Annotated in this window: 18 protein-coding genes; 9 read left to right on the top strand and 9 right to left on the bottom strand. The window is 62.7% G+C overall.

Features of this window, described 5'->3' with window-relative positions; translation table 11 throughout:
- Positions 1–285: 285 nt before the first annotated feature.
- Positions 286–1,731 (top strand): NADP-dependent succinate-semialdehyde dehydrogenase, encoded by a 1,446-nt coding sequence (gene gabD / locus ISX93_RS00685; protein ID WP_195776767.1) that lies wholly within the window; start codon positions 286–288, stop codon positions 1,729–1,731.
- Positions 1,732–1,817: 86 nt separating this feature from the next.
- Complete coding sequence (gabT, locus tag ISX93_RS00680) at positions 1,818–3,098, top strand: 4-aminobutyrate--2-oxoglutarate transaminase (protein ID WP_195776766.1); 1,281 nt, start codon at positions 1,818–1,820, stop codon at positions 3,096–3,098.
- 110 nt (positions 3,099–3,208) lie between these two features.
- Here gabT and trmL read toward each other — a convergent pair whose 3' ends face one another.
- The 6 genes from trmL to glnA all read right to left on the bottom strand — a co-directional run bounded on the left by trmL (position 3,209) and on the right by glnA (position 9,370).
- Positions 3,209–3,682: a tRNA (uridine(34)/cytosine(34)/5-carboxymethylaminomethyluridine(34)-2'-O)-methyltransferase TrmL gene (gene trmL / locus ISX93_RS00675; protein ID WP_195776765.1), complete on the bottom strand. Its 474-nt coding sequence runs from the start codon at positions 3,680–3,682 to the stop codon at positions 3,209–3,211.
- 121 nt (positions 3,683–3,803) lie between these two features.
- Positions 3,804–5,237: a nitrogen regulation protein NR(I) gene (gene ntrC, locus ISX93_RS00670; RefSeq protein WP_195776764.1), complete on the bottom strand. Its 1,434-nt coding sequence runs from the start codon at positions 5,235–5,237 to the stop codon at positions 3,804–3,806.
- Positions 5,234–6,319, bottom strand: coding sequence for a nitrogen regulation protein NR(II) (glnL, locus tag ISX93_RS00665; RefSeq protein ID WP_195776763.1), 1,086 nt, complete (start codon positions 6,317–6,319; stop codon positions 5,234–5,236). Before glnL ends, ntrC begins: the two co-directional genes overlap by 4 nt.
- 231 nt (positions 6,320–6,550) lie before the next feature.
- Positions 6,551–7,177 carry a DUF4124 domain-containing protein gene (locus ISX93_RS00660; protein WP_374987640.1) on the bottom strand — a complete coding sequence of 209 codons (627 nt, stop codon included), beginning with the start codon at positions 7,175–7,177 and terminating at the stop codon, positions 6,551–6,553.
- Positions 7,174–7,725, bottom strand: coding sequence for a DUF4124 domain-containing protein (locus tag ISX93_RS00655; RefSeq protein WP_195776762.1), 552 nt, complete (start codon positions 7,723–7,725; stop codon positions 7,174–7,176). Before ISX93_RS00655 ends, ISX93_RS00660 begins: the two co-directional genes overlap by 4 nt.
- Before the next feature lie 238 nt (positions 7,726–7,963).
- Positions 7,964–9,370, bottom strand: a complete 1,407-nt coding sequence (gene glnA / locus ISX93_RS00650; protein WP_195776761.1) for a glutamate--ammonia ligase — start codon at positions 9,368–9,370, stop codon at positions 7,964–7,966.
- Positions 9,371–9,696: 326 nt separating this feature from the next.
- Here glnA and thiI point away from each other — a divergent pair, with 326 nt between their 5' ends.
- The 3 genes from thiI (at position 9,697) to cptA (ending at position 15,157) form a co-directional block, all read left to right on the top strand.
- Complete coding sequence (thiI, locus tag ISX93_RS00645) at positions 9,697–11,151, top strand: tRNA uracil 4-sulfurtransferase ThiI (protein ID WP_195776760.1); 1,455 nt, start codon at positions 9,697–9,699, stop codon at positions 11,149–11,151.
- A 130-nt stretch (positions 11,152–11,281) separates the two neighbouring features.
- Positions 11,282–13,093, top strand: coding sequence for a translational GTPase TypA (typA, locus tag ISX93_RS00640; RefSeq protein WP_195776759.1), 1,812 nt, complete (start codon positions 11,282–11,284; stop codon positions 13,091–13,093).
- 312 nt (positions 13,094–13,405) lie between these two features.
- Complete coding sequence (cptA, locus tag ISX93_RS00635) at positions 13,406–15,157, top strand: phosphoethanolamine transferase CptA (RefSeq protein WP_195776758.1); 1,752 nt, start codon at positions 13,406–13,408, stop codon at positions 15,155–15,157.
- A 48-nt stretch (positions 15,158–15,205) separates the two neighbouring features.
- Here cptA and ISX93_RS00630 read toward each other — a convergent pair whose 3' ends face one another.
- On the bottom strand, positions 15,206–15,601 hold the full coding sequence (locus ISX93_RS00630; RefSeq protein WP_195776757.1) for a YkgJ family cysteine cluster protein: 396 nt from the start codon (positions 15,599–15,601) through the stop codon (positions 15,206–15,208).
- Positions 15,602–15,709: 108 nt separating this feature from the next.
- Entirely contained in the window at positions 15,710–17,044 is a 1,335-nt protein-coding gene (locus tag ISX93_RS00625; RefSeq protein WP_195776756.1) for a DUF3422 family protein, read from the bottom strand.
- Between the two features lie 176 nt (positions 17,045–17,220).
- Between ISX93_RS00625 and ISX93_RS00620 the strand changes: the two genes are divergently transcribed.
- A complete protein-coding gene (locus ISX93_RS00620) occupies positions 17,221–19,116 on the top strand; it encodes a putative bifunctional diguanylate cyclase/phosphodiesterase (RefSeq protein ID WP_195776755.1) in 1,896 nt (631 codons plus the stop codon).
- 48 nt (positions 19,117–19,164) lie between these two features.
- Here ISX93_RS00620 and ISX93_RS00615 read toward each other — a convergent pair whose 3' ends face one another.
- Positions 19,165–19,608 carry a glycine zipper 2TM domain-containing protein gene (locus ISX93_RS00615; RefSeq protein WP_195776754.1) on the bottom strand — a complete coding sequence of 148 codons (444 nt, stop codon included), beginning with the start codon at positions 19,606–19,608 and terminating at the stop codon, positions 19,165–19,167.
- 243 nt (positions 19,609–19,851) lie between these two features.
- On the opposite strand from ISX93_RS00615, the gene ISX93_RS00610 reads away from it, so the two are divergent.
- The 3 genes from ISX93_RS00610 to ISX93_RS00600 all read left to right on the top strand — a co-directional run bounded on the left by ISX93_RS00610 (position 19,852) and on the right by ISX93_RS00600 (position 22,931).
- Positions 19,852–21,501, top strand: a complete 1,650-nt coding sequence (locus ISX93_RS00610) for a histidine kinase N-terminal 7TM domain-containing diguanylate cyclase (protein WP_195776753.1) — start codon at positions 19,852–19,854, stop codon at positions 21,499–21,501.
- Positions 21,502–21,604: 103 nt separating this feature from the next.
- Entirely contained in the window at positions 21,605–22,612 is a 1,008-nt protein-coding gene (locus ISX93_RS00605; protein WP_195776752.1) for a class 1 fructose-bisphosphatase, read from the top strand.
- A gap of 64 nt (positions 22,613–22,676) precedes the next feature.
- Positions 22,677–22,931, top strand: a complete 255-nt coding sequence (locus ISX93_RS00600; protein WP_195776751.1) for a hypothetical protein — start codon at positions 22,677–22,679, stop codon at positions 22,929–22,931.
- The last annotated feature ends 73 nt before the right edge of the window (positions 22,932–23,004 follow it).

Below are 23,004 nucleotides of genomic sequence, written 5' to 3'. Positions count from 1 at the left end.
CGTCCATGCTGTGCCGGATTCGTTCGCGATATCGAACAAATGACAGGTTTAAGCCTGGTTTAATCGAGGAAAGCCCCGATTAAACCAAATAGCGTTAATTTTTTCGAACATGTGCTTGCCCTTTTTGCTGCGGCAACCTAGGATTCGTTTGAGATTTCAAACGCCCCGGCGGGCTTGCCGGTCGGGACGTGCCTGTATTGTCCATTTCTGGCGCCCTTCCCGCGGGTGCCGGTTACCCGTAACAAGTCTTTCCGGTGCATTGTCGCCGGCGCACAGGAGACCGCCATGCAACTCAAAGACGCCACGCTGTTCCGCCAGCAGGCTTTCATCGATGGAAACTGGCTGGACGCTGACGGTGGCCAGACCATCAAGGTCAACAATCCGGCAACCGGCGAGATCATCGGCAGCGTGCCGAAGATGGGCGCGGCCGAGACCCGTCGTGCCATCGAGGCGGCTGACCGGGCGTTGCCGGCCTGGCGGGCGCTGACCGCCAAGGAGCGCGCCACCAAGCTGCGTCGCTGGTTCGACCTGTTGATGGAAAACCAGGATGACCTCGGCCGTCTGATGACCATGGAGCAAGGCAAGCCGCTGGCCGAAGCCAAGGGCGAGATCGCCTATGCGGCGTCGTTCATCGAGTGGTTTGCCGAAGAAGGCAAGCGTGTCTACGGCGACACCATTCCGGGCCATCAGGCCGACAAGCGCATCCTGGTGATGAAGCAGCCGATCGGGGTCACCGCGGCGATTACGCCGTGGAACTTCCCGGCCGCGATGATTACCCGCAAGGCCGGCCCGGCACTCGCCGCTGGCTGCACCATGGTGATCAAGCCTGCCAGCCAGACGCCGTTCTCGGCATTGGCGCTGATGGTCCTGGCGGAGCGTGCCGGTATTCCGAAGGGCGTGCTGAGCGTGGTGACTGGCAGTGCCGGCGACATCGGCAGCGAGCTGACCGGCAACCCGCTGGTGCGCAAGCTGTCCTTCACCGGCTCGACCGAGATCGGTCGCCAGCTGATGATGGAATGCGCCAAGGACATCAAGAAGGTCTCGCTGGAGCTGGGTGGCAACGCGCCGTTCATCGTGTTCGACGATGCCGACCTGGATGCGGCCGTGGATGGCGCGCTGGCCTCCAAGTACCGCAACGCCGGGCAGACCTGCGTCTGCGCCAACCGCCTGTACGTGCAGGACGCCGTGTATGACGCCTTCGCCGAGAAGCTGCGCGTAGCGGTGGCCAAGCTGAAGATCGGCAACGGTCTGGAAGACGGCATCACCACCGGTCCGCTGATCGATGAGAAAGCCGTGGCCAAGGTCCAGGAACACATTGATGACGCCGTGAGCAAGGGCGCCACCTTGCTGGCTGGTGGCAAGGCGCTGGGTGGCAACTTCTTCGAGCCGACCATCCTGCTCAACGTGCCGAAGACGGCCGCTGTAGCCAAGGAAGAAACCTTCGGCCCGCTGGCGCCGCTGTTCCGCTTCAAGGACGAGGCCGATGTGATCGCCCAGTCCAACGACACCGAGTTCGGCCTGGCTTCGTACTTCTATGCCCGCGACCTGGGCCGGGTGTTCCGTGTGGCCGAGGCGCTGGAGTACGGCATCGTCGGGGTGAACACCGGGATCATCTCCACCGAAGTGGCGCCGTTTGGCGGCATCAAGGCCTCCGGCCTGGGTCGCGAAGGCTCCAAGTACGGCATCGAAGACTATCTGGAAATCAAATACGTCTGCCTGGGCGGTATCTGATCCGGCTGCTGCTCCATTCGGGGCAGCTGCCAGCGCTGCAATGACATTTGCGAAATCCGGTCTCACAAGGACCCACGAGGACAATCATGAGCAAGACTAACGAAGCCATCCTGAAACGCCGTGCCGCCGCTGTTCCGCGTGGCGTGGGCCAGATCCATCCGGTTGTCGCCGAGCGCGCTGAAAACGCCACCGTCTGGGACGTCGAAGGCCGCGAGTACATCGACTTCGCCGGTGGTATCGCGGTACTGAATACCGGCCACCTGCACCCGAAAGTGATCGCCGCCGTGCAAGAGCAGCTGACCAAGCTGACGCACACCTGCTTCCAGGTGCTGGCCTACGAACCCTACATCGAGCTCTGCGAGGAAATCGCCAAGCGCGTGCCGGGCAACTTTGCCAAGAAGACCCTGCTGGTGACTTCCGGCTCCGAAGCCGTGGAGAACGCGGTGAAGATCGCCCGTGCCGCCACCGGCCGCGCCGGCGTGATCGCCTTCACCGGCGCCTACCACGGCCGCACCATGATGACCCTGTCGCTGACCGGCAAGGTGGTGCCGTACTCGGCCGGCATGGGCCTGATGCCGGGCGGCGTGTTCCGCGCCCTGGCGCCGTGCGAGCTGCATGGCGTGAGCGAAGACGAATCGATCGCCAGCATCGAGCGCATCTTCAAGAACGATGCCCAGCCGTGCGACATCGCTGCCATCATCATCGAACCAGTGCAGGGTGAGGGTGGTTTCTACACCAACTCGCCGGCCTTCATGCAGCGCTTGCGCGCGCTCTGCGACCAGCACGGCATCCTGCTGATCGCCGATGAAGTACAGACCGGCGCTGGCCGTACCGGCAGCTTCTTTGCCTGCGAACAGTTGGGCGTGGTGCCGGACCTGACCACCTTCGCCAAGTCGGTCGGTGGCGGCTTCCCGATCTCCGGCGTGTGCGGCAAGGCCGAGATCATGGACGTCATCGCCCCGGGCGGCCTGGGCGGCACCTACGCCGGCAGCCCGATCGCCTGCGCCGCGGCCCTGGCCGTGCTGAAGGTATTCGACGAAGAGAAGCTGCTGGAGCGCTCGCAAGCCCTGGGCGACAAGCTCAAGAGCGGCCTGCGCGCGATCCAGGCCAAGCACAAGGTCATCGGTGACGTGCGCGGCCTGGGTTCGATGATCGCCATCGAGCTGTTCGAGGGTGGCGACGTGCACAAGCCGGCCGCCGAGCTGGTTGGCAAGATCGTCGCTCGCGCCCGCGAGAAAGGCCTGATCCTGCTGTCGTGCGGCACCTACTACAACGTTATCCGTTTCCTCATGCCGATCACCATTCCGGATGCGCAGCTGGAAAAAGGTATCGCCATCGTCGCCGAGTGTTTTGACGAACTCGCCTAAGGGCTCACCAGCCAGGCGTTTTTTTGACCCGCTTCGGCGGGTCTTTTTTTGCCTGTGCGTTGGCGAACCGGGCCGGCCGGCTTGCGCTTGCCAGGCTGTGCAACGCGCCGTTAGTCAGCTGCGCCAGGCATGGCGAAAGCCTGCTGGCGCCAGGCTTCGTAGACCACCACCGCCACCGCATTGGACAGGTTCAGGCTGCGGCACTGCGGGTGCATGGGCAGGCGCAGGCGCTGTTCGGCGGGCACGCTTTCGCGGATGTCGGCGGGCAGCCCGCGGCTTTCCGGACCGAACAGGAATACGTCGCCGGGCTGGAAAGCGACCTCGGCATAGTTGCGGCTGCCCTTGGTGGTAAAGGCGAACAGGCGGCCGCCGGCAAGCTGCCCGAGGCAGTCCGGCAGGCTCGGATGGCGCAGCAGCGGCGCGTATTCGTGATAGTCCAGGCCGGCGCGGCGCAGGCGCTTGTCATCCAGTTCGAAGCCCAGGGGCTCGATCAGGTGCAGCTGGCAGCCAGTGTTGGCGCACAGGCGGATGATATTGCCGGTATTCGGGGGAATTTCCGGTTCGAACAGCACGATATGGAACATGAGCGGGCCCGGGCGCGGTGCAGGAGGAGCTGCATTCTATAGCCAAGCGCAGCGCCAGTCTGGCCCGGCGGCAGTCCTCCGGCGTCATCCGGACCCGTAACCGCCTTGCGGCTCAGCTGCCTCAGGCATCCTCGCCTTCGTCATCGTCGCCGGCGACCTTCATGCCGAGTTCCTTGATCTTGCGCGTCAGGGTGTTGCGTCCCCAGCCCAGCAGGACGGCGGCATCGCGCCGGCGCCCGGCGGTGTGCTTGAGGGCGATCTCGATCATGATCCGCTCGAAGGCCGGCACGGCGATGTCCAGCAGGTTGCCCTGGCCGCACCCCAGCGCCTGGTCCGCCCACTGGCGCAGGGCCTGTTCCCAGCTGGAGTCGCGCGGGCTGTCGGATTGTTGCTGGAGCAGTTCCGGTGGCAGGTCGCCGACATGCACTTCGCGCCCGGAAGCCATCACGGTGATCCAGCGGCAGGTGTTCTCCAGCTGGCGCACGTTGCCTGGCCAGGCCAGGTGCTTGAGGTAATCCTCGGTTTCCGTCTTCAGCAGCTTTGGCTCGACCGCCAGTTCCTGGGCAGCCCGCGCCAGGAAGTGCCGGGCCAGGGTGGGGATGTCCTCGCGGCGGTCGGCCAGGCGTGGAATGTGGATGCGGATGACGTTCAGGCGATGGAATAGGTCTTCGCGGAACTTGCCCTCGTGGACCAGCGTTTCCAGGTTCTGGTGAGTGGCGGCGATGATCCGTACATCGACCTTGACCGGCATATGCCCGCCCACCCGGTAGAACTCGCCATCGGCCAGCACGCGCAGCAGGCGCGTCTGGGTATCGGCCGGCATGTCGCCGATCTCGTCGAGAAACAGCGTGCCGCCATCGGCCTGCTCGAAGCGCCCGCGGCGCAGGTTGGCGGCGCCGGTGAAGGCGCCTTTCTCGTGGCCGAACAGTTCCGACTCCATCAGGTCCTTGGGAATGGCGGCCATGTTCAGCGCGATGAAGGGCGCACGTGCTCGGGGACTGTGGCGGTGCAGGGCATGGGCGACCAGTTCCTTGCCGGTACCCGACTCGCCGTTGATCAGCACGGTGATGTTGGAGTGCGAGAGCCGGCCGATGGCGCGGAATACCTCCTGCATGGCCGGCGCTTCGCCGATGATTTCCGGGGTGGTGGCCGGCTCGGCCGGAACCGCGCCGCTCTGCTGTTCGCGGGCATGCTGGCAGGCACGCTTGACCAGGGTGATGGCCTCGTCGACATCGAAGGGCTTGGGCAGGTATTCGAAGGCACCGCCCTGGTAGGATGCCACCGCGCTGTCGAGGTCGGAGTGCGCGGTCATGATGATCACCGGCAGACGCGGAAACTTCTCGCGCAGGCGGGCCAGCAGGTCGAGGCCGCTGGGCCCGGGCATGCGGATGTCGGAGATGATCACATCCGGCTGCTGGGTTTCCAGGCGGCTCAGCAGGCTGTTGGCGTTGTCGAAGGTCTGCGGCTCCATGCCTTCCTGCTGCAGGGCTTTTTCCAGCACCCAGCGGATGGAGCGGTCATCATCGACGACCCAGACGGACTCGCTGCGGCTCATGGGTACATTGCTCCTTGTTCAAGCGGTAGAAACAGGGTGAATACGGTGTGGCCAGGCTGGCTTTCGCATTCGATCAGGCCCTGGTGCTGGCTGATGATGTTCTGTGTGATGGCCAGACCGAGGCCGGTGCCGTCGGCACGCCCGCTGACCATCGGATAGAAAATGGTCTGCTGCAGCTCGGCGGTGATCCCCGGGCCGTTGTCGATGATCTCGACCTTGCAGACCAGCCGGTGGCGGGTATGGCCAATGGTGAACTGGCGCAGTGCGCGGGTGCGCAGGGTGATCCGGCTGCCCTGTGGCGGCACGCTTTCCGCCAGCGCCTGCATGGCGTTGCGCACGATATTGAGCACGGCCTGGATCATCTGCTCGCGGTCGATCATGACGTCCGGAATGCTCGGGTCATAATCACGCATCAGGCTGATGCGGCCCTGGGTCTCCATGTCGACCAGCTGGCAGACGCGCTCGAGCACTTCGTGGATATTGGTCTGCGCCAGCGACGGCAGCTTGTTCGAGCCGAGCATGCGGTCGACCAGGTTGCGCAGGCGATCGGCCTCTTCGATGATCACATCGGTGTAGTCCTTGAGCTCGGCGGCGTGCAGCTCGCGCGCCAGCAGCTGGGCCGCACCGCGGATGCCGCCCAGCGGATTCTTGATCTCGTGCGCCAGGCCGCGCACCAGCAGCTTGGTGGTTTCCTGCTTGGACAGCTGGGCCTCTTCCTTGGTGATCCGCAGCAGGCGGTCGCGCGGCAGGATTTCCAGCAGCAGGAAGGTGCCCTGGCGATTGAGAATCGGCGTGACGGCATAGTCCACGGTCAGCGCCTGCCCGCTCTGGGTGCTCAGCAGGGCTTCGCGCTTGGTGAAGGGGTGTGCGGAGCGCACCGATTGCTGCAGCGAGGCCAGGGCTTCCGGTGATTCGCTGAACAGCTCGCCGATGAACTGCCCATGCGAGCGCTGTCCGCTGACGGCCAGCAGCATTTCCGCGGCCGGATTCATGTATTCCAGGTGCAGTTGTGTGTCCAGCAGCAGAATGGCCGTGGTCAGGTTGTCGAGCAGCAAACGGTGCAGTGCGTCGTTGATGGTCATGGTGCAGTGCGGTGGCCTGAATGATTCGAAAGACAGCAATGCGCTATTGCGGTGCCGGCACGGGCATATCTGCAAGAAGCAAACCAACGCCGCTGAATCGGCGCCGAAACCCTGTATTCAGTGGTCGGCAGCCGCGGGCGGGTTGGTTGTGGCGGGCCGGCGTGAGCCAAAGTGAGGAGAGTTTAGGTGCCCTGCAACCGGTGCGCACCAAAATGGTGCCTTGCGCGGCGCTCAGATGAACGGAATCAACGGAATATCGCGTTCCGGCGCCGGCTTGTCCTTGAGCGGGCACTCCGGGCGCACGCCATAGTCAGCCAGCTGGCAGGGCTTGACCTTGCGCTTGGCGCTCAGGGACATGCGCCGCACATGCACTGGCTGGCTGGGTGTGCGCTCCAGGGTGTCGCCCTGGCTGTCGATGATCTCGACGGCCAGCTGATGCGTGCCGCGGTCGAGGTTTTCCAGGGCAAACACCGCGCTGCGCCCGCTGCTGCCAGCGGGTTGCCCATCCAGCAGCAGGCGATAGTTGTGCCCGGGCAGCAGCGCAGGGTCGCTGTTGACCGTGACCATCAGGTTGCCGGCCGGATCCTCGACCACGCTGTCCGGTGCCGGGAAGAGAATGCGCAGCAGCTGGTAGGCCGGGGCTGGAGCGGGAGATTCGGTCGGCCTGGGCGCGGCGCGTTGCTGGTACACCGGCATTTCATTTGGTGGTGCCATCTCAATGCGCCTGGCGTTGCCTGGCGGCTGGTCGGTAAAGACCCGGTTACCGTCAGCATCGACATAGGTGTACACCTCGCCTGCGGCGGCCGCGCAGAATAGCGAGGCCAGCAGCAATCCGGCCAGTTGCAGCCTGCGGCTCAAGGTGTCGGCCGCGGTGTCGCTTTGGGGGTACCCAGTGCCACCCGCTGGACGGTGAAGGTGACGGGCATGCTTTGCTGGATCACCTTGTCACCGGCCTTGACCTGCAGTTCCAGGGTGTGATCACCGCGGTCGATTTCGGTCAGTTGCAGCAGCGGCACATTGGTCGGGGATCCGTAGGGCTGGCCATCGAGCAACAGCTGCAGGCGGTGACCTGGCATCAACCCTGGCTGCAGGGCGGCACGAACGGTAAAGGTGCCGTTATTCGCGCGCAGGGCTTCGTCGGTCGGCAGGTCGGTCAGTTGCACCTGGCTGTAGGGCAGGCTCTGGCCATCCACCGGGGCCGCGACAGCCTCGGCATCCTGCGCCGGGGCTGCCACCCTGGTCGGATCCATGGTGTTCATCGGCTGCAGCTGCACGGGCGCGGCGTCGATGCCATCCGGCGGCTGATTGGTGAAGACCTTGTTGCCATTGGCATCGGTGTAGCTGTAGATCTGGGCGCTGGCTGGAATCGCCAGAAGCATGAGTAGACAGGCAAGCGGGATACGCATGATGAGTTCCTTGCGGGCTTTTTCTAAGACTTGCATTCGGGTGGCTGGCTTGCAAGCCCCGCGCGCAGACGGGGCGGCCAGGCAAGAATGAGGCTCGGTACTCGTTAGCTGTTGCGGGTCGATTTTGCAGGATGGGTGGGCTTAAGCCCATCCTACGACAAGCGAGTATTCAACCGTAACGAGTGCAGCGCCAAAAAAAAGGCCTCCCGAAGGAGGCCTCTGCTTTGCTGCGACCGGCTTAGACGCTGTAGTACAGGTCGTATTCCAGCGGGTGCACGAAGGTGCGCACCTTGATCTCTTCTTCGGACTTCAGCTCGATGTAGGCATCGATGAAGTCGTCGGAGAACACGCCACCCTTGGTCAGGAACGCACGGCCCTGGTCCAGGTGCTCAAGGGCTTCCTTGAGGCTGCCGCAGACTTGCGGGATGTTGGCCGCTTCTTCCGGTGGCAGGTCATAGAGGTTCTTGTCGGCGGCGTCGCCGGGGTGAATCTTGTTCTGGATGCCGTCCAGGCCAGCCATCAGCAGGGCAGCGAAGGCCAGGTATGGGTTGGCAGCCGGATCCGGGAAGCGTGCTTCGATGCGGCGGGCTTTCGGGCTGGAAACGTACGGGATACGGATCGAGGCAGAGCGGTTGCGTGCCGAGTAGGCCAGCATTACCGGCGCTTCGAAGCCCGGGACCAGACGCTTGTAGGAGTTGGTCGACGGGTTGGTGAAGCCGTTCAGGGCCTTGCCGTGCTTGATGATGCCGCCGATGAAGTACAGGGCGGTGTCGGACAGGCCGGCATAGCCTTCACCGGCGAAGGTGTTCTTGCCGTCTTTGCCGATCGACAGGTGCACGTGCATGCCCGAGCCGTTGTCACCGTAGAGTGGCTTGGGCATGAAGGTCGCGGTCTTGCCGTAGGCGTCGGCGACGTTGTGTACGCAGTACTTCAGGGTCTGGACTTCGTCAGCCTTGTTGACCAGGGTGTTGAACTTCACACCGATTTCGTTCTGGCCGGCAGTTGCCACTTCGTGGTGGTGAACTTCGATGACCAGGCCCATTTCTTCCATGGCATTACACATGGCAGTACGGATTTCGTGGTCGTGGTCGCACGGCGGAACCGGGAAATAACCGCCTTTGACGGCTGGGCGATGGCCCTTGTTGCCGCCTTCGACGTCCTGGTCGGTCATCCAGGAGCCCTGCTCGGAGTAGATCTTGAACATCGAGCCGGAGATGTCGGACTTGAACTTCACTTCGTCGAAGATGAAGAACTCGGGCTCCGGGCCAACGAAGACGGTGTCACCGATGCCGGTGCTCTTCAGGTATTCCTCGGCGCGCTTGGCGATCGAGCGCGGGTCGCGGTCGTAGCCCTGCATGGTGCTTGGCTCGATGATGTCGCAGACCAGGATCAGGGTCGGTTCTTCGGTGAACGGATCGAGTACGGCGGTATCGTCGACCGGCATCAGGATCATGTCGGAGGCTTCGATGCCTTTCCAGCCATGAATGGAGGAGCCGTCGAACATCTTGCCGACTTCGAAGAATTCGTCGTCCAGAGCGTCACGGGCGGGCATGGTCACGTGGTGCTGCTTGCCCTTGGTGTCGGTGAAACGCAGGTCTACCCACTTAACGTCGTGGTCTTTGATCAGTTGAACAGTCTTAGACATTGTGTCCTCCAGAGGAATAAAGCCCGGTCAGGAGCCCTTGTATTGATTCGGTGAAGCCCGGCGGGATAGTCCGTCAGAGCGACCTGTCTCGCAAGAGAGCAAAATGTATGCCAGTCAAAAAACTTTGGTTCCGGCACGCTAATACTGGCCTGCGTGGCGGCCATTATTCCTGCCCTTGCGGGGCGGCGCACTTATTTTGTGCGGTCGTTTTTGGCGCGCACCAATATTGTGCATTTTGTAGCTACAGGTTTTTGGTTAAAGCGTGAGCAATTTCCGCTATAATCCGCGCCCCTCTTTTCGGCCGCTGCGCTTGCGCGGTGTATTGCATGAAGCTGATCGTCAAAGTCTTCCCCGAAATCACCATCAAGAGCCGGCCGGTGCGCAAGCAGTTCATCCGCCAGCTGGCGAAGAACATGCGCACGGTGCTCAAGGATCTCGATCCGGCGCTGCAGGTGCTGGGTGAGTGGGACAATCTGGAGCTGCAGACCGTGCTCAGCGAGCCAAAACAGCTCGCCGAGATGTACGCGCGCCTGCGCTGCATGCCGGGGATTGCGCACTTTCTCGAGGTGCATGAATACCCGCTGGGTGACTTCGACGACATTCTCGATAAATGTCGTCAACACTTCGGTGCCCAGTTACCGGATAAATTGTTCAGCGTACGCTGCAAGCGTGCCGGCAAGCACAGTTTCACTTCGATGGAAGTCGAGGCCTATGTCGGCAGCCATCTGCGCCGCGAGTGCAAGGCCGCCGGCATTGACCTGAAGCAGCCGCAGGTTGAAGTGCGCATGGAGATCCGCCATGAGCGGTTGTTCATCATCGACCGCCAGCATGAGGGCATCGGCGGCTATCCGCTGGGCTCGCTGGATCAGACCCTGGTATTGATGTCCGGCGGCTTCGATTCCACCGTGGCGGCCTACCAGATGATGCGCCGCGGCCTGCTCACCCACTTCTGCTTCTTCAACCTCGGCGGGCGTGCCCATGAACTGGGCGTGATGGAAGTGGCGCATTTTCTCTGGAAGAAATACGGCAGCTCGCATCGCGTGCTGTTCCTCAGCGTGCCGTTCGAGGAAGTGCTCGGCGAGATTCTCGAAAAGGTCGACAACAGCCAGATGGGCGTCGTGCTCAAGCGCATGATGCTGCGCGCCGCGAGCCGGCTGGCGGAAGACCTGCATATCGATGCGCTGGTCACCGGCGAGGCGATTTCCCAGGTGTCCAGCCAGACGCTGACCAATCTCAAGGTTATCGACTCGGCGACCGACATGCTGGTGCTGCGCCCGCTGGTGGCCAGTCACAAGCAGGACATCATCGATACGGCGACGCAGATCGGCAGCGCCGAGTTCGCCAAGAACATGCCGGAGTACTGCGGGGTGATCTCGGTCAATCCGACCACCCGGGCCAAGCCCGGGCGCATCGAACATGAAGAGTCGCTCTTCGACATGGCGGTGCTCGAGCGCGCGCTGGCCCAGGTGTGGCGGATCACCGTTGACCGGGTGATCGACGAGCTGGGCGAGGACCTGCAGGTCGAAGAAGTGCGCGAGGCCTTGCCTGGCCAGGTGGTGATCGATATCCGCCATCCCGATGCGGTGGACGAGCAGCCGCTGGAGTTGCCCGGCATCGAAGTACGGGCGCTGCCGTTCTATGCACTCAACAATCGCTTCAAGGAACTGGATGGCAATCGCCAGTACCTGCTGTATTGCGACAAGGGCGTCATGAGCCGCCTGCATGCTCACCACCTGCTCAAGGAGGGGCATGCCAATGTGCGCGTCTATCGGCAGGGCTAGGGCGGCGCGCTGGTTTGCCGAGGTGCGCCGCAGGCGCCCTCCCGACCGCTAGCTGTTTTAACCCCGACTTCCCCAGGGCTGCGTAGAATACCCGGCCTGGACTTTCAGAATCCCAAATCGAGACTGCACCGTGATCGAAAATCTCCGCAACATCGCCATCATTGCCCACGTTGACCATGGTAAGACCACCCTGGTAGACAAACTCCTGCGCCAGTCCGGCACCCTCGAGCGCAACGAGCTCGACACCGAGCGCCTGATGGACAGCAACGACCAGGAAAAAGAGCGCGGCATTACCATCCTCGCGAAGAACACCGCCATCAACTGGAACGGCTACCACATCAACATCGTCGACACCCCCGGCCACGCCGACTTCGGCGGTGAAGTCGAGCGCGTGATGTCGATGGTCGACTCGGTGCTGCTGCTGGTCGATGCCCAGGACGGCCCGATGCCGCAAACCCGCTTCGTCACCCAGAAAGCCTTCCAGGCCGGTCTGCGTCCGATCGTGGTGATCAACAAGGTTGACCGTCCGGGCGCACGTCCGGACTGGGTGCTGGACCAGATCTTCGACCTGTTCGACAACCTCGGTGCGACCGAAGAACAGCTGGATTTCCATGTGGTCTACGCTTCGGCGCTGAACGGCATTGCCGGTCTGGATCACACCGACATGGCCGAAGACATGACCCCGCTGTACCAGGCGATTGTCGACCACGTCCCGGCACCGAAAGTCGACCGTGATGGTCCGTTCCAGATGCAGATCTCCGCGCTGGACTACAACAACTTCCTCGGCGTGATCGGTGTCGGCCGCATCGCCCGTGGCCGGATCAAGCCGAACACCCAGGTGGTGGCGATCGACGTCGACGGCAAGCGCCGCAACGGCCGGATCCTCAAGCTGATGGGTCACCACGGCCTGCACCGCATCGACGTGGAAGAAGCAGCGGCCGGCGATATCGTCTGCATCAGCGGCTTCGAACAACTGTTCATCTCCGACACCCTGTGCGACCCGCTCAACGTCGAAGCCATGACCCCGCTGTCCGTGGACGAGCCGACCGTAAGCATGACCTTCCAGGTCAACGATTCGCCATTCTGCGGCAAGGAAGGCAAGTTCGTTACCAGCCGCAACATCAAGGAGCGTCTGGACAAGGAGCTGCTGTACAACGTGGCCCTGCGCGTTGAAGAAGGCGACAGCGCCGACAAGTTCAAGGTCTCCGGTCGCGGTGAGCTGCACCTCTCGGTACTGATCGAAACCATGCGTCGCGAAGGCTTCGAGATGGCCGTGGGTCGTCCGGAAGTGATCATCAAGACCATTGACGGCGTGAAGCACGAGCCCTTCGAGAACGTCACCATCGACGTCCCGGAAGTGTCGCAAGGCGCCCTGATGGAACAGATGGGCCTGCGCAAGGGCGATCTGACCAACATGGTTCCGGATGGCAAGGGCCGTGTGCGCCTGGAGTACAACATCCCGGCCCGTGGCCTGATCGGCTTCCGTAACGAGTTCCTCACCATGACCTCCGGTGCCGGCATCCTGACCAGCATCTTTGACCGTTACGCACCGATGAAGTCCGGCGACATGTCCGGCCGGCAGAACGGCGTACTGGTGTCGGTGGCTACCGGCAAGGCGCTGACCTACTCGCTGGAAACCCTGCAGGCACGCGGCAAGCTGTTTGTCGAGCACGGCCAGGAAATCTATGAAGGGCAGATCGTTGGTCTCAACAGCCGCGACAACGACATGGGCGTCAACCCCACCAAGGGCAAGAAGCTCGACAACATGCGTGCTTCGGGCAAGGACGAAGTGATCGCGCTGGTTCCGCCAGTACGCTTCACCCTCGAACAGGCCCTGGAGTTCATCCAGGACGACGAGCTGTGCGAAGTCACACCGAAGTCGATTCGCCTGCGCAAGAAGTTCCTCAGCGAAACCGACCGCAAGCGCGCCGGCAAGAACTGAGTTCTGCTGGTGTTGAACAGCCCCCGTCAGCCTGGCTGACGGGGGCTTTTTATTTGGTGCTGTCTGCGTTAGTGGTGGAACGTGATTTTCCCCGCGTAGGGTGGGCTTTAGCCCACCAAAGTCTTGCACCCGTTGCGGTGGGCTGAAGCCCACCCTACGACAAGCGGGTCTTCAACCCTTAACGCGGGCATAGCCTTTGCTGCTTGCGAAAGCGTTTGACGCTTTATTCACGCGGCACTGCTTAAAGTGACTTTCAACAGTTCAGGGTACCCGCGGCTTGAGCCGTGGCAGCCCGGTAAAACGAGGAGAGTCATGATGGTTGCTGCGCACGCAGTATCACCTCGCAAAGGCGTTGACTGGGCAGCCCTTGGCTGGATGTTCCTGTTTTTCTGGTACCTGTCCGGGGTCACCCAGCTGCTCCTGTTTGCAACCGACAGCATTGGCTGGCGGGGCTTCCGGCAGACGCTGTTGCTCAGCGGATTCTGGCTGGTGCCGCTGTTGTTGGTGCCGGGGCAGGCGCGCCGCCTGGCGGGCATGATTGGCGGAGTGCTCTGGCTGTGCTCGCTGCCGGCGTTTGGCTACTACCTGATCTACGGTCAGGACTTTTCGCAAAGCGTCATTTTCATCCTGTTCGAAAGCAACAACGCCGAGGCGACCGAGTACCTCGGGCAATACCTGGCGTGGTGGATGCCGCTGGCGTTTGTGGGCTACGGTCTGGGTGCCTGGCTGCTGTGGCGGAAGATTCGGCCGGTGTACCTGTCGCGGCGCCCGGCGCTGATCGCCAGCCTGCTGATTGCAGCGGCCACGCTCGGTTATCCCGCGCGCTTCATGCTCAACAGCGCTGATTTTGCGACCGGCATGAACCAGTTTGAAGAGCGGCTGGCGGCCGTTACACCGTGGCAGCTGATGGTCGGTTATCACCAGTATCGCCAGCAGTTGGGCAACATGCAGGACTTGCTCACGGCCAATGCCAAATTGCCGCCTTTGCAGAACCTCACCGACGCGCATGCCGGGCAGCCGGCCACGCTGGTGCTGGTCATCGGCGAGTCGACCAACCGCCAGCGCATGAGTCTCTACGGTTACCCGCGCGCGACCACCCCGCGGCTGGATGCCCTGCGCGAGCAACTGGCGGTGTTCGATAACGTTGTCACGCCTCGCCCCTACACCATCGAAGCGCTGCAGCAGGTGCTGACGTTTGCCGACGAAGAGCATCCGGATGCCTATCTGACCTCGCCGTCGATCATCAACCTGATGAAGCAGGCCGGTTACAAGACCTACTGGATCACCAACCAGCAGACCATGACCGAGCGCAACACCATGCTCACGACGTTCTCCAAACAGGCGGATGAGCAGGTCTATCTGAACAACAACCGCGAACAGAATGCCCGCCAGTACGATGGCGACGTGCTGCTGCCATTCAGCAAGGCCCTGGCTGATCCGGCACCACGCAAGCTGATCGTGGTGCACCTGCTGGGTACGCACATGAGCTACAAGTACCGCTATCCGGCGGAATTCGATCATTTCAAGGATCGCCAGGGGGTTCCCGCCTGGGTCACGGACGACCAGTTGCCAACCTACAACAGCTACGACAATGCGCTGTTGTATAACGACTTCGTGGTGTCCAGCCTGATCGAGCGGTTGTCCGGCAGCAAGGACAATGGCTTTTTGCTGTATCTGTCGGATCACGGCGAGGCGGTGTTCGATTCGCCGACCGACACCGTGCTGGGACGCAGCGAAGGCCGGCCAACCGCGCCGATGTACACCATCCCGTTCATGCTCTGGACTTCCGCGCAATGGCGCGAGGCTAACCGGGTGCAATTCGGCCCCGAGCTGAGCCGGCCGTTTAGCAGTGCCAACCTGATCCACACCTGGGCGGACCTGGCCGGCTTGCAATTCAGCGAGCTGGATCCGAGCAAAAGCCTGGTGAATGCCGCGTTCCGGGCGCGTCCGTTACTGATCGGCGATCCCTACCAGCCAAAGGCGCTGATCGATTTCAGCCTGATCAAGCCGAAGATAGCCGTGGCGCTCGAAGATGCTAACAGGCCGGTGCTGCGTGCCAACTGAACGTCCTTGCGCGGCTGTCCGCGTCCGGTGGTTGCCGCCCGCCGGGGATCAGCCTTTGGGCTTGAATGCGCAGTAGCCCGGCCGCGGACCGATTTTCGGATGGTTGCGGCAGGTGTCCGGGCGCTTGTCGTAGATGGTGCACAGGCGCGTCTTGCGGTCCAGGTACAGGCAGTCGTTATTGGACATGCGCACCAGGGTGAAGATTTCCGATTTCTGGTGGTAGCGCTCGACGATGCCGTCCTTTTGCAGGCGCTTGGCAATGTCCTTGCGCGGTTCGCTGCGCTCGAACTCTTCGACCAGGCCGATGCGCAGCAGGTCGTTGAAGCGCACCTCGACCGGCATGGTGCAGCAGCTGGAAATACAGCTATGGCACATGTTGCTCTCGTAGCGGATCCAGGTTTCGGTCCGGTCGAGCTCAGCACCCAGGATCAGCATCGGTTTCATGGCGGGACGCAAGGTTGGCGAAGGAGGCGCATGATAACCGTGCGGGTGCCCGCAGGGACAGCGCACGCTGACCGGCAGCCAGCGCCAGCAACTGCTCGCCGCCGCGGTTCAGACGGATTCCGGCGCGAGGTCGCGGGCCCGCAGCCGCCGCTTCAGGCGGTGCATGCCCAGCCAGACCAGTCCCACGCAGAGCGGTACGGCAAGGCCGGTGGCGAGGATGCTGCTGCTGATCAGGCCGATGGCTTTGGCCGACTCGGCCAGGTATTTGCTCAGTCCCACCAGGTAATAACTGATCGCCGCCACGGACAGCCCCTCGACGGTCTGCTGCAGGCGCCACTGCGCATGGCTGCGCCGGTTCATCGTCTGCATCAGTTGCTGGTTCTGGGTTTCGATGGTCAGGTCGATCCGCGTGCGCAGCAGTTCGCTGGCGCGATCGATCCGCCGTGACAGGTCATCCAGGCCGAGGTCGGCCGCCTCGCAGGTGCGCCAGGCCGGGGTAAGGCGGCGCTTGAGGAATTCGCTGAAGGTTTGCAGCCCGGGATATTCCTGTTCGCGCAGTTCATCCAGGCGATTGATGATCAGCTCGTGATAGGCGCGCGCCGCCGAGAAGCGGAAATTGTTGTCGGCGCTGAGCTGCTCGATGCGCGCCGCCAGTGCGCTCAGCTCGCCGAGCAGGTGGCGCTCGTCGTGCAGGCCGCGGATCTGGTTGATCTGCTGGATGGCCCCGGCCAGCTGCTGATCCATGGTCTGGAGCTGCGGTGCCATCGCCTTGGCCGGTGGCAGGGCCAGCAACAGCATCATCCGGTAGGCTTCCATTTCCAGCAGGGTGCGCACCAGGCGTCCGGTCTGGCAGGGGTTGAGTCCCTGGTTGTGGATCAGCATCCGCCCGGCGCCGTCACTGTGGATGCGGTAGGCGCTCCACAGCCGCGCCTTGTCGCCATTCACCAGCGAGCTGATCAGCCGGTGCCCTTCGAAGTGTGCGCGCATGTCATTGGGGCTGGGCGGGTCGGCCGGCGCATGGCTGATTTCAATATGGGTGGCGCCCAGCAGCTGACCGGGCAGTTGCCTCAGCCAGGGCTCCGGCAGCAGCATCAGGGCGGTTCGGCTGAAGGCTTCCTCGCCCTGGCGCTGGCTGATCATGGTGTAGGTGGAGAACTCGGCATGCCGCTCCCAGCGCAGCTCGAAACCGCCGAAGTCCTGGTAGTAACAGGACGACTGCGGACTGGGCGGGAGTACCGCATGGCGCTGACACAGCTCGAGCAGGTGCTGGTATTCCGCTTCCGGTTGCTGTTGGCTGGGTAGCAGCACCAGTTGCGACAGGTGCGCAGGCGTCGCCAGTACCGGGAAAGGCCGGGCGTGCAGTTCATTGAACAGGGCCTCGCGTTCCGGGTGGAAGTGCAGGCAGACTCGGGCTCCGGACGCTTGTGGGTTAGCATTGTGCATGGCACTTTCTCGTTGGTGAGGCGCTACCTTGAGGGGCAGGAGCAGCCTGGGGTTCCGTATGTGCGCGTTACGCTACGACATGTTCGATAAATTTTACAAGCGATAAACTAAAGCCGCGGATAAGTCTCGGCAAGGCCTACGCTAGGCTTCAGCTAAGCATGCACAGCGGGTTTGCAATGGATAAACACGAGTTCCGTTCGATTAGCGCCAGTTCGGCTACCACTGAGTTGCAGCTCCGTCGGATCAGTCAGATCATTTTCGCGGTGACGGTGGCGCTGAGCTTCGTTGCCGTGCAAAACCTGCTGGCGAGCCGCTGGCGCACTGCGGCACTGATGCTGGGGACCATCGGCCTGCTGGTGATCGCCTACCGGATCGCCCGTGCCGGCAGGCTGCAGGTTGCCGCGGGGCTGATGACGGCGATTCTCACCGGCATGGCGACGCTGCTGATCTGGCTTGATCAGGGCCTGCATGACCACGCACTGCTGGGTTACTGCGGGATCTTGATTTTTGCCGGGGTCCTCGGTGGCGGGCGCATATTCCTGCTCCTGCTTGGCTTCATGCTGCTCAATATCCTGGTCCTCGGCGTGCTGAACCTGCAGGGCATCTATGTCAATGAGGTGCCACCGCTGCGCGCCGGCAATATCGTGGATGCGAGCGTGGTAATTGTTGCGGTGGGCTTCGCCAGCTGGCTGCTCGCGGGTGACCTGCGGCGCGCCCTGCGCAACGTGGAGGAGGAGAACCTGCGGGTCCGTGAATCGCAACGGCAGATCGAACACCTGGCCGGTCACGATCCGCTGACCGGACTGGCCAATCGCCTGCTGGCCCGCGATCGCTTCGAGCAGGCGCTGGCCCAGGCGCTGCGCAACCAGTCGCGGGTGGCCTTGCTGTTTCTGGATCTGGACAACTTCAAGACGATCAATGATTCGCTCGGCCATGTTGCCGGCGACCAGTTGCTCTGCCAGGTCGCCGAGCGCCTGCAGCAGGTCGTCCGCAGCGGGGATACGGTCTGCCGCCAGGGTGGCGATGAGTTTCTGCTGACGCTGGGGAATGTCACTGACCGCGCTGCCGCGGCCATGGCGGCCATAAAAGTGCTTGAGCAGCTGCATGCGCCCTTTTTCGTGAATGGCCAGGATGTCCTGGTGTCCTGCTCGTTGGGAGTGGCCCTGGGGCCGGAAGATGGTGTGGATTTCGATACGTTGCTGAAGAAGGCCGACATGGCCATGTACAAGGCCAAGGATTCGGGGCGCAACGCCTGGCGCTGCTATGACGAAGAGATGAACTCCAGTGTCAACCGCTACCTGCAACTGGCTGCCGGCATGCGTGCCGCACTGGCCAGCGAGCAGTTCAGCCTGCACTTCCAGCCACAGTTCGAGCTGGTTTCGGGGCGGCTGGTGGGCGCCGAAGCGCTGATTCGCTGGCAGCATCCCGAGCTGGGCATGATTTCGCCCGAGACCTTCATTCCGATCGCCGAAAAGACCGGCCTGATCATCGACATCGGCGCCTGGGTCTTGCAGGAGGCTTGCGCCCAGGCGGTGCGCTGGCATCAGCAGGGCTTCGGCGCGTTGCGCGTATCGGTGAACCTGTCGCCGATCCAGTTTCGCCGGGGCGATATCGAGCGGGTGGTCGTGGCTGCGCTGGAGGACTCCGGCCTGCCTGCCCGGGCGCTGGACCTGGAGCTGACCGAGTCACTCTTTATCGATGATACGGTGGCGTTTTCCGGGGTGTTGCACCGTCTGCGCGAGCGCGGCGTCGGCTTGTCGATCGATGACTTCGGCACCGGCTACTCCAATCTCGGGTACCTGAAGCGCTTCGAGGTAGCGACCCTGAAAATCGACCGCAGCTTTGTCTGCCGGTTGATCCAGGATCCCCAGGACGAGGCCATTGTGCGGGCCATCATCCAGATGGCGCACAGCCTCAAGCTGGCAATCGTCGCCGAAGGCATCGAGGATGCAGCAACGCTCGAAAGACTGATCGCGCTGGGTTGTGATCGCGGCCAGGGTTTCTTCTGGGCACCGGCCCTGCCGGCAGAGGAGTTCAACCGGCTATTGCAGGGCCGGGAACCCTCTGCCTGATACGCCAAATTCGGCCGGCAGCCTAGAGCTGCCAGCCAGCGGCCCGGCTCAGAACTGCGGAACGACGCGGGCGTCGGTACCCGAGCCCTCGACATACACGGCCTCGCCAGGGGTCAGGGTATTGGTGATCGGCTGTGTGATGGACACCAGCACCCCACTGCGCAAGCGCACGATCACCTGTTCGCCGGGCTTCGGCTTGTCGTAGTTATCCTGCACGGCATTGCCGGCAAAGGCGCCGCCGATGGCGCCGGCGGCCATGGCCACGTCACGCCCGGTGCCGTTGCCGATCAAGCTGCCCAGCGCCAGGCCGCCCAGCCCGCCGACGATGGCGCCGAGGCCGGTATGGTGGGTGCTGGTGATTTGTGCCGGGGTGATCTGCTCGATCTTGCCGCTGCGGATCTCCATCTCGCCGGCGTCATTGCCGCCGGTTGCGCAGGCGCTAAGGCTGAGGCCAAGGGCGGTGCCAAGCAGCAGTTTGGAAAGTGCGTTCATCAGAAGAGTCCTCTGTAAGGGTAATTGCCATGGATGACAGCGGTCATTCGGGGGGCTTGCCGGTTCACGGTAATTGAAGCCCGCTGCTGCGATCAAGGCTGACAGGGATCAGTAAAATCCTACTATGGCCGCATGCCCGGGATTACTTGGCGCATGCTCTGCTAGATTCAACCTTATTCCGTGGATTTGGGCTCCTGCGAGGGAGCATAGTGCCGAGCGAAGAAATGCCTGGACGATTGCTAGATGAGTAGTTGCAATGCCGGCTGGAGCTTGTCGGCAGCGGTGCTGTTTGCGTTGTCGCTGTGTCTCGGCATCCTGCTGCTGTCCCGCTGGGTGGCAAAACAAAGGGCTTTCCCTGGTCGCGCCGGTTTTGCTCTGCTGCACCTTGCGGCCCTTTGGTGGCTGCTGACGGCTGCCGCGGAGATGTCGGCGCAGGCCGCGGATTGCAAGATGTTCTGGGCGGCCATGGCCTGGCCGGGGATTGTGGCCACCCCCACCTTCTGGGCGCTGTTTCTCTGGCAGTACGTCAACAGCCAGAGTGCCACACTGCGGCCGCGCAACCTGCTGCTGCTCTGCCTGATGCCGCTGCTCGCCTGGCTGCTGGCGCTGAGCAATCCCTGGCACGGCCTGTTCTACCTGCCGGGAAGCGCACCGATCTCGGCCGAATGGGGTGCGCCGGTGCATTATGAACATGGGCCGCTGTTCTTTGCCGTGTCCGTCTATGTGTACCTGTCGATGCTGTTCAGTGTCGGTACCGTCCTGAATGCGGCCTATCTCAGCCGGGGCAGGCACCGGCGGCACTATCTGGCCTTTGCGGCGGTGACGCTGGTGCCATTCATCGCCCACATAGCCTATGTGCACTACAACTGGACGGTTTTCGGGTTTGACCCGACACCGCTGAGTTTTGTCTTCGTCCTGATCGCGTTCGTCGTGCTGATCTTCGGCGGGCGGGTGTTCGATCTGTTGCCGGTAGCGCGGCACTTGCTGCTGGAGGCCCTGTCTGACCCGGTGCTGGTCATCAATCAGCGCCAGGAAGTGATCGAGGCCAATCCTGCGGCGTTGCAGCTGGCCGCGCTGGCCAAGGACTGGCAGGGTTGCCGCCTGGCGGACTGGCCGGTGTACGGCATGCCTCTGGCGGGCGTGCTGCTGCGCGCAGCAGCAGACAAACTGCCGCCATTGCTGGAGTTGACCCATCCGCAGCGCTTCTTCGAGGTGCATCGCCGGCAGATCGAGCGCCCGGCGCGCAAGGGCAAGTTTGTCCTGGGCGAAATGCTTTATCTGCGCGATGTTACCCAGCCGCACCTGAGCGAGATGCGCCTGGCCGAAGCCCTGGCGCTGAGTGATGAGCGCTTGAAGATCATCTCTGCACTGAATGACAAGCTACGTGACCAGGTGTTGCATGACCCCCTGACCGGTTTGTTCAATCGCCGCTACCTGGCCGAGTTTTTCACTCGCGAGCAAGCCAGGGCCCGGCGCGAGCATGCCGGACTGGTGCTGGTGTTGATCGATCTCGATCACTTCAAGGGGGTCAACGATACCTATGGCCATCTGGTCGGCGACGAGATGCTGAAAGCCGTGTCGCGGTTCTTCGAGACCAAGCTGCGCAGCACCGATGCGGTGTTCCGCTTTGGTGGCGAGGAGTTCCTGCTGTTGCTTACGGGGGTTACCGCGCATGAGGCCTTCGCTCTGGTGGAAGGCTTGCGTGAACATTTTGCCCTGACCCCGATGCTGACCACGGCTGGCGACCTGAATATCCAGTTTTCGGCCGGACTGGCCAGCTGGCCGATGCATGGCGACACGCTGGACGATCTGATTCGGGCAGCCGATAGTGCGCTCTACCAGGCCAAGCGCGAGGGTCGCAACCGCGTGCGGCTGGCCGGCTCGGCGAGTTAGCAGTAGCGGCTGGCCATGCGCCGATGAATAGCGCGGGCGTGATGAGACGTTACCGGGTGTTACGGGTTAAACTGCGCCGAAGTTTTAATCATCGGAGCTCTCCATGTCTCGCGTTACCCTTAGCCGCTATCTGATCGAGCAGACCCGCAGCCACAATACCCCGGCGGATCTGCGCTTCCTTATCGAAGTAGTGGCACGCGCCTGCAAGGCCATCAGCCATCAGGTATCCAAGGGCGCGCTGGGGGGCGTGCTAGGCAGCACCGATAACGAGAACGTGCAGGGTGAGGTACAGAAGAAACTCGATGTGCTGTCCAATGAAATCCTGCTGGAGGCCAACGAGTGGGGTGGCCACCTGGCCGGCATGGCCTCCGAGGAGATGGATAACGCCCATCAGATCCCCGGCCAGTACCCCAAGGGGGCCTACCTGCTGGTATTCGATCCGCTGGACGGCTCCTCCAACATCGACGTGAATGTCTCGGTCGGGACGATCTTTTCGGTGCTGCGCTGTCCGGACCTGAATGGCTGCTCCGGCGACATCGGCGAAGAGGCCTTCCTCCAGCCCGGCACCCAGCAGGTTGCCGCCGGCTACGCGATCTACGGTCCGCAGACCATGCTGATGCTGACCCTGGGCAATGGCGTCAAGGGTTTCACCCTGGATCGCGAGCTGGGCTCGTTCGTCCTGACCCATGATGACATCCGGATCCCGCAGAGCACTGCCGAGTTCGCCATCAACATGTCCAACCAGCGCCACTGGGAGGCTCCGGTAAAGCGCTATGTGGAAGAGTTGCTGGCCGGCCAGGAAGGGCCGCTGGGCAAGAACTACAACATGCGCTGGGTCGCGGCGATGGTGGCGGACGTACATCGCATCCTCACCCGCGGTGGTGTGTTCATGTACCCGCGCGATAGCCGCGAGCCGGATAAACCGGGCAAGCTGCGCCTGATGTACGAGGCCAACCCGATGTCCTTCATCATCGAGCAGGCCGGCGGCGCGTCGACCAATGGCTATCAGCGCATCCTCGACATCCAGCCCACCTCCCTGCATCAGCGGGTGGCGGTGTTCCTCGGCTCCAGGGAAGAGGTCGAGCGGGTGACCGCCTACCATCAGGCCTGAATTACGCGTTATGAGTTGTGCCGCCACCCGCCGGGTGTGCGGTCATTCGAGTGGAGAGAGTGTCATGATCAAGCGTTCAATGATTTTGCTCGGCGCCTGCCTGCTGCTGACTGCCTGCAGCAAGATAAACCAGGAAAACTATTCCAAGCTCTCGGTCGGCATGTCCAAGGCAGAGGTTGAAACCCTGCTCGGCAGTGCTGCGGAATGCTCAGGCGCCGTGGGCTTGACCAGCTGCAACTGGGGCGACGAGAAGAGCAACATCAGCGTGCAGTTTGCGGCAGACAAGGTGGTGGTGTTTTCCGCGAACGGGCTGAACTGAGTTTTCCGCGGGCTTCGGGAGCTGGCCTGCAAAATGTCAACCGGTGGGTATTCTGGTTCGGATTTTTCGTCGA

The sequence above is a fragment of the Pseudomonas sp. N040 genome, from assembly GCF_015637705.1.
Taxonomy (GTDB): domain Bacteria; phylum Pseudomonadota; class Gammaproteobacteria; order Pseudomonadales; family Pseudomonadaceae; genus Aquipseudomonas.
Note: the sequence above shows the minus strand (reverse complement) of the source record. Positions and strands in the feature narration are given on the sequence as shown.

Coding starts and splice junctions, on each gene's coding strand:
- glnL (WP_195776763.1), bottom strand. CDS start 6,319: ATGACCATCAACGACGCACTGCACCGTTTGCTGCTCGACAACCTGACC.
- ISX93_RS00615 (WP_195776754.1), bottom strand. CDS start 19,608: ATGAACGCACTTTCCAAACTGCTGCTTGGCACCGCCCTTGGCCTCAGC.
- ISX93_RS00605 (WP_195776752.1), top strand. CDS start 21,605: ATGTCTCGCGTTACCCTTAGCCGCTATCTGATCGAGCAGACCCGCAGC.
- gabT (WP_195776766.1), top strand. CDS start 1,818: ATGAGCAAGACTAACGAAGCCATCCTGAAACGCCGTGCCGCCGCTGTT.
- ISX93_RS00600 (WP_195776751.1), top strand. CDS start 22,677: ATGATCAAGCGTTCAATGATTTTGCTCGGCGCCTGCCTGCTGCTGACT.
- gabD (WP_195776767.1), top strand. CDS start 286: ATGCAACTCAAAGACGCCACGCTGTTCCGCCAGCAGGCTTTCATCGAT.
- thiI (WP_195776760.1), top strand. CDS start 9,697: ATGAAGCTGATCGTCAAAGTCTTCCCCGAAATCACCATCAAGAGCCGG.
- cptA (WP_195776758.1), top strand. CDS start 13,406: ATGATGGTTGCTGCGCACGCAGTATCACCTCGCAAAGGCGTTGACTGG.
- ISX93_RS00625 (WP_195776756.1), bottom strand. CDS start 17,044: ATGCACAATGCTAACCCACAAGCGTCCGGAGCCCGAGTCTGCCTGCAC.
- ISX93_RS00655 (WP_195776762.1), bottom strand. CDS start 7,725: ATGCGTATCCCGCTTGCCTGTCTACTCATGCTTCTGGCGATTCCAGCC.
- trmL (WP_195776765.1), bottom strand. CDS start 3,682: ATGTTCCATATCGTGCTGTTCGAACCGGAAATTCCCCCGAATACCGGC.
- ISX93_RS00630 (WP_195776757.1), bottom strand. CDS start 15,601: ATGAAACCGATGCTGATCCTGGGTGCTGAGCTCGACCGGACCGAAACC.
- ntrC (WP_195776764.1), bottom strand. CDS start 5,237: ATGAGCCGCAGCGAGTCCGTCTGGGTCGTCGATGATGACCGCTCCATC.
- ISX93_RS00620 (WP_195776755.1), top strand. CDS start 17,221: ATGGATAAACACGAGTTCCGTTCGATTAGCGCCAGTTCGGCTACCACT.
- ISX93_RS00610 (WP_195776753.1), top strand. CDS start 19,852: ATGAGTAGTTGCAATGCCGGCTGGAGCTTGTCGGCAGCGGTGCTGTTT.
- glnA (WP_195776761.1), bottom strand. CDS start 9,370: ATGTCTAAGACTGTTCAACTGATCAAAGACCACGACGTTAAGTGGGTA.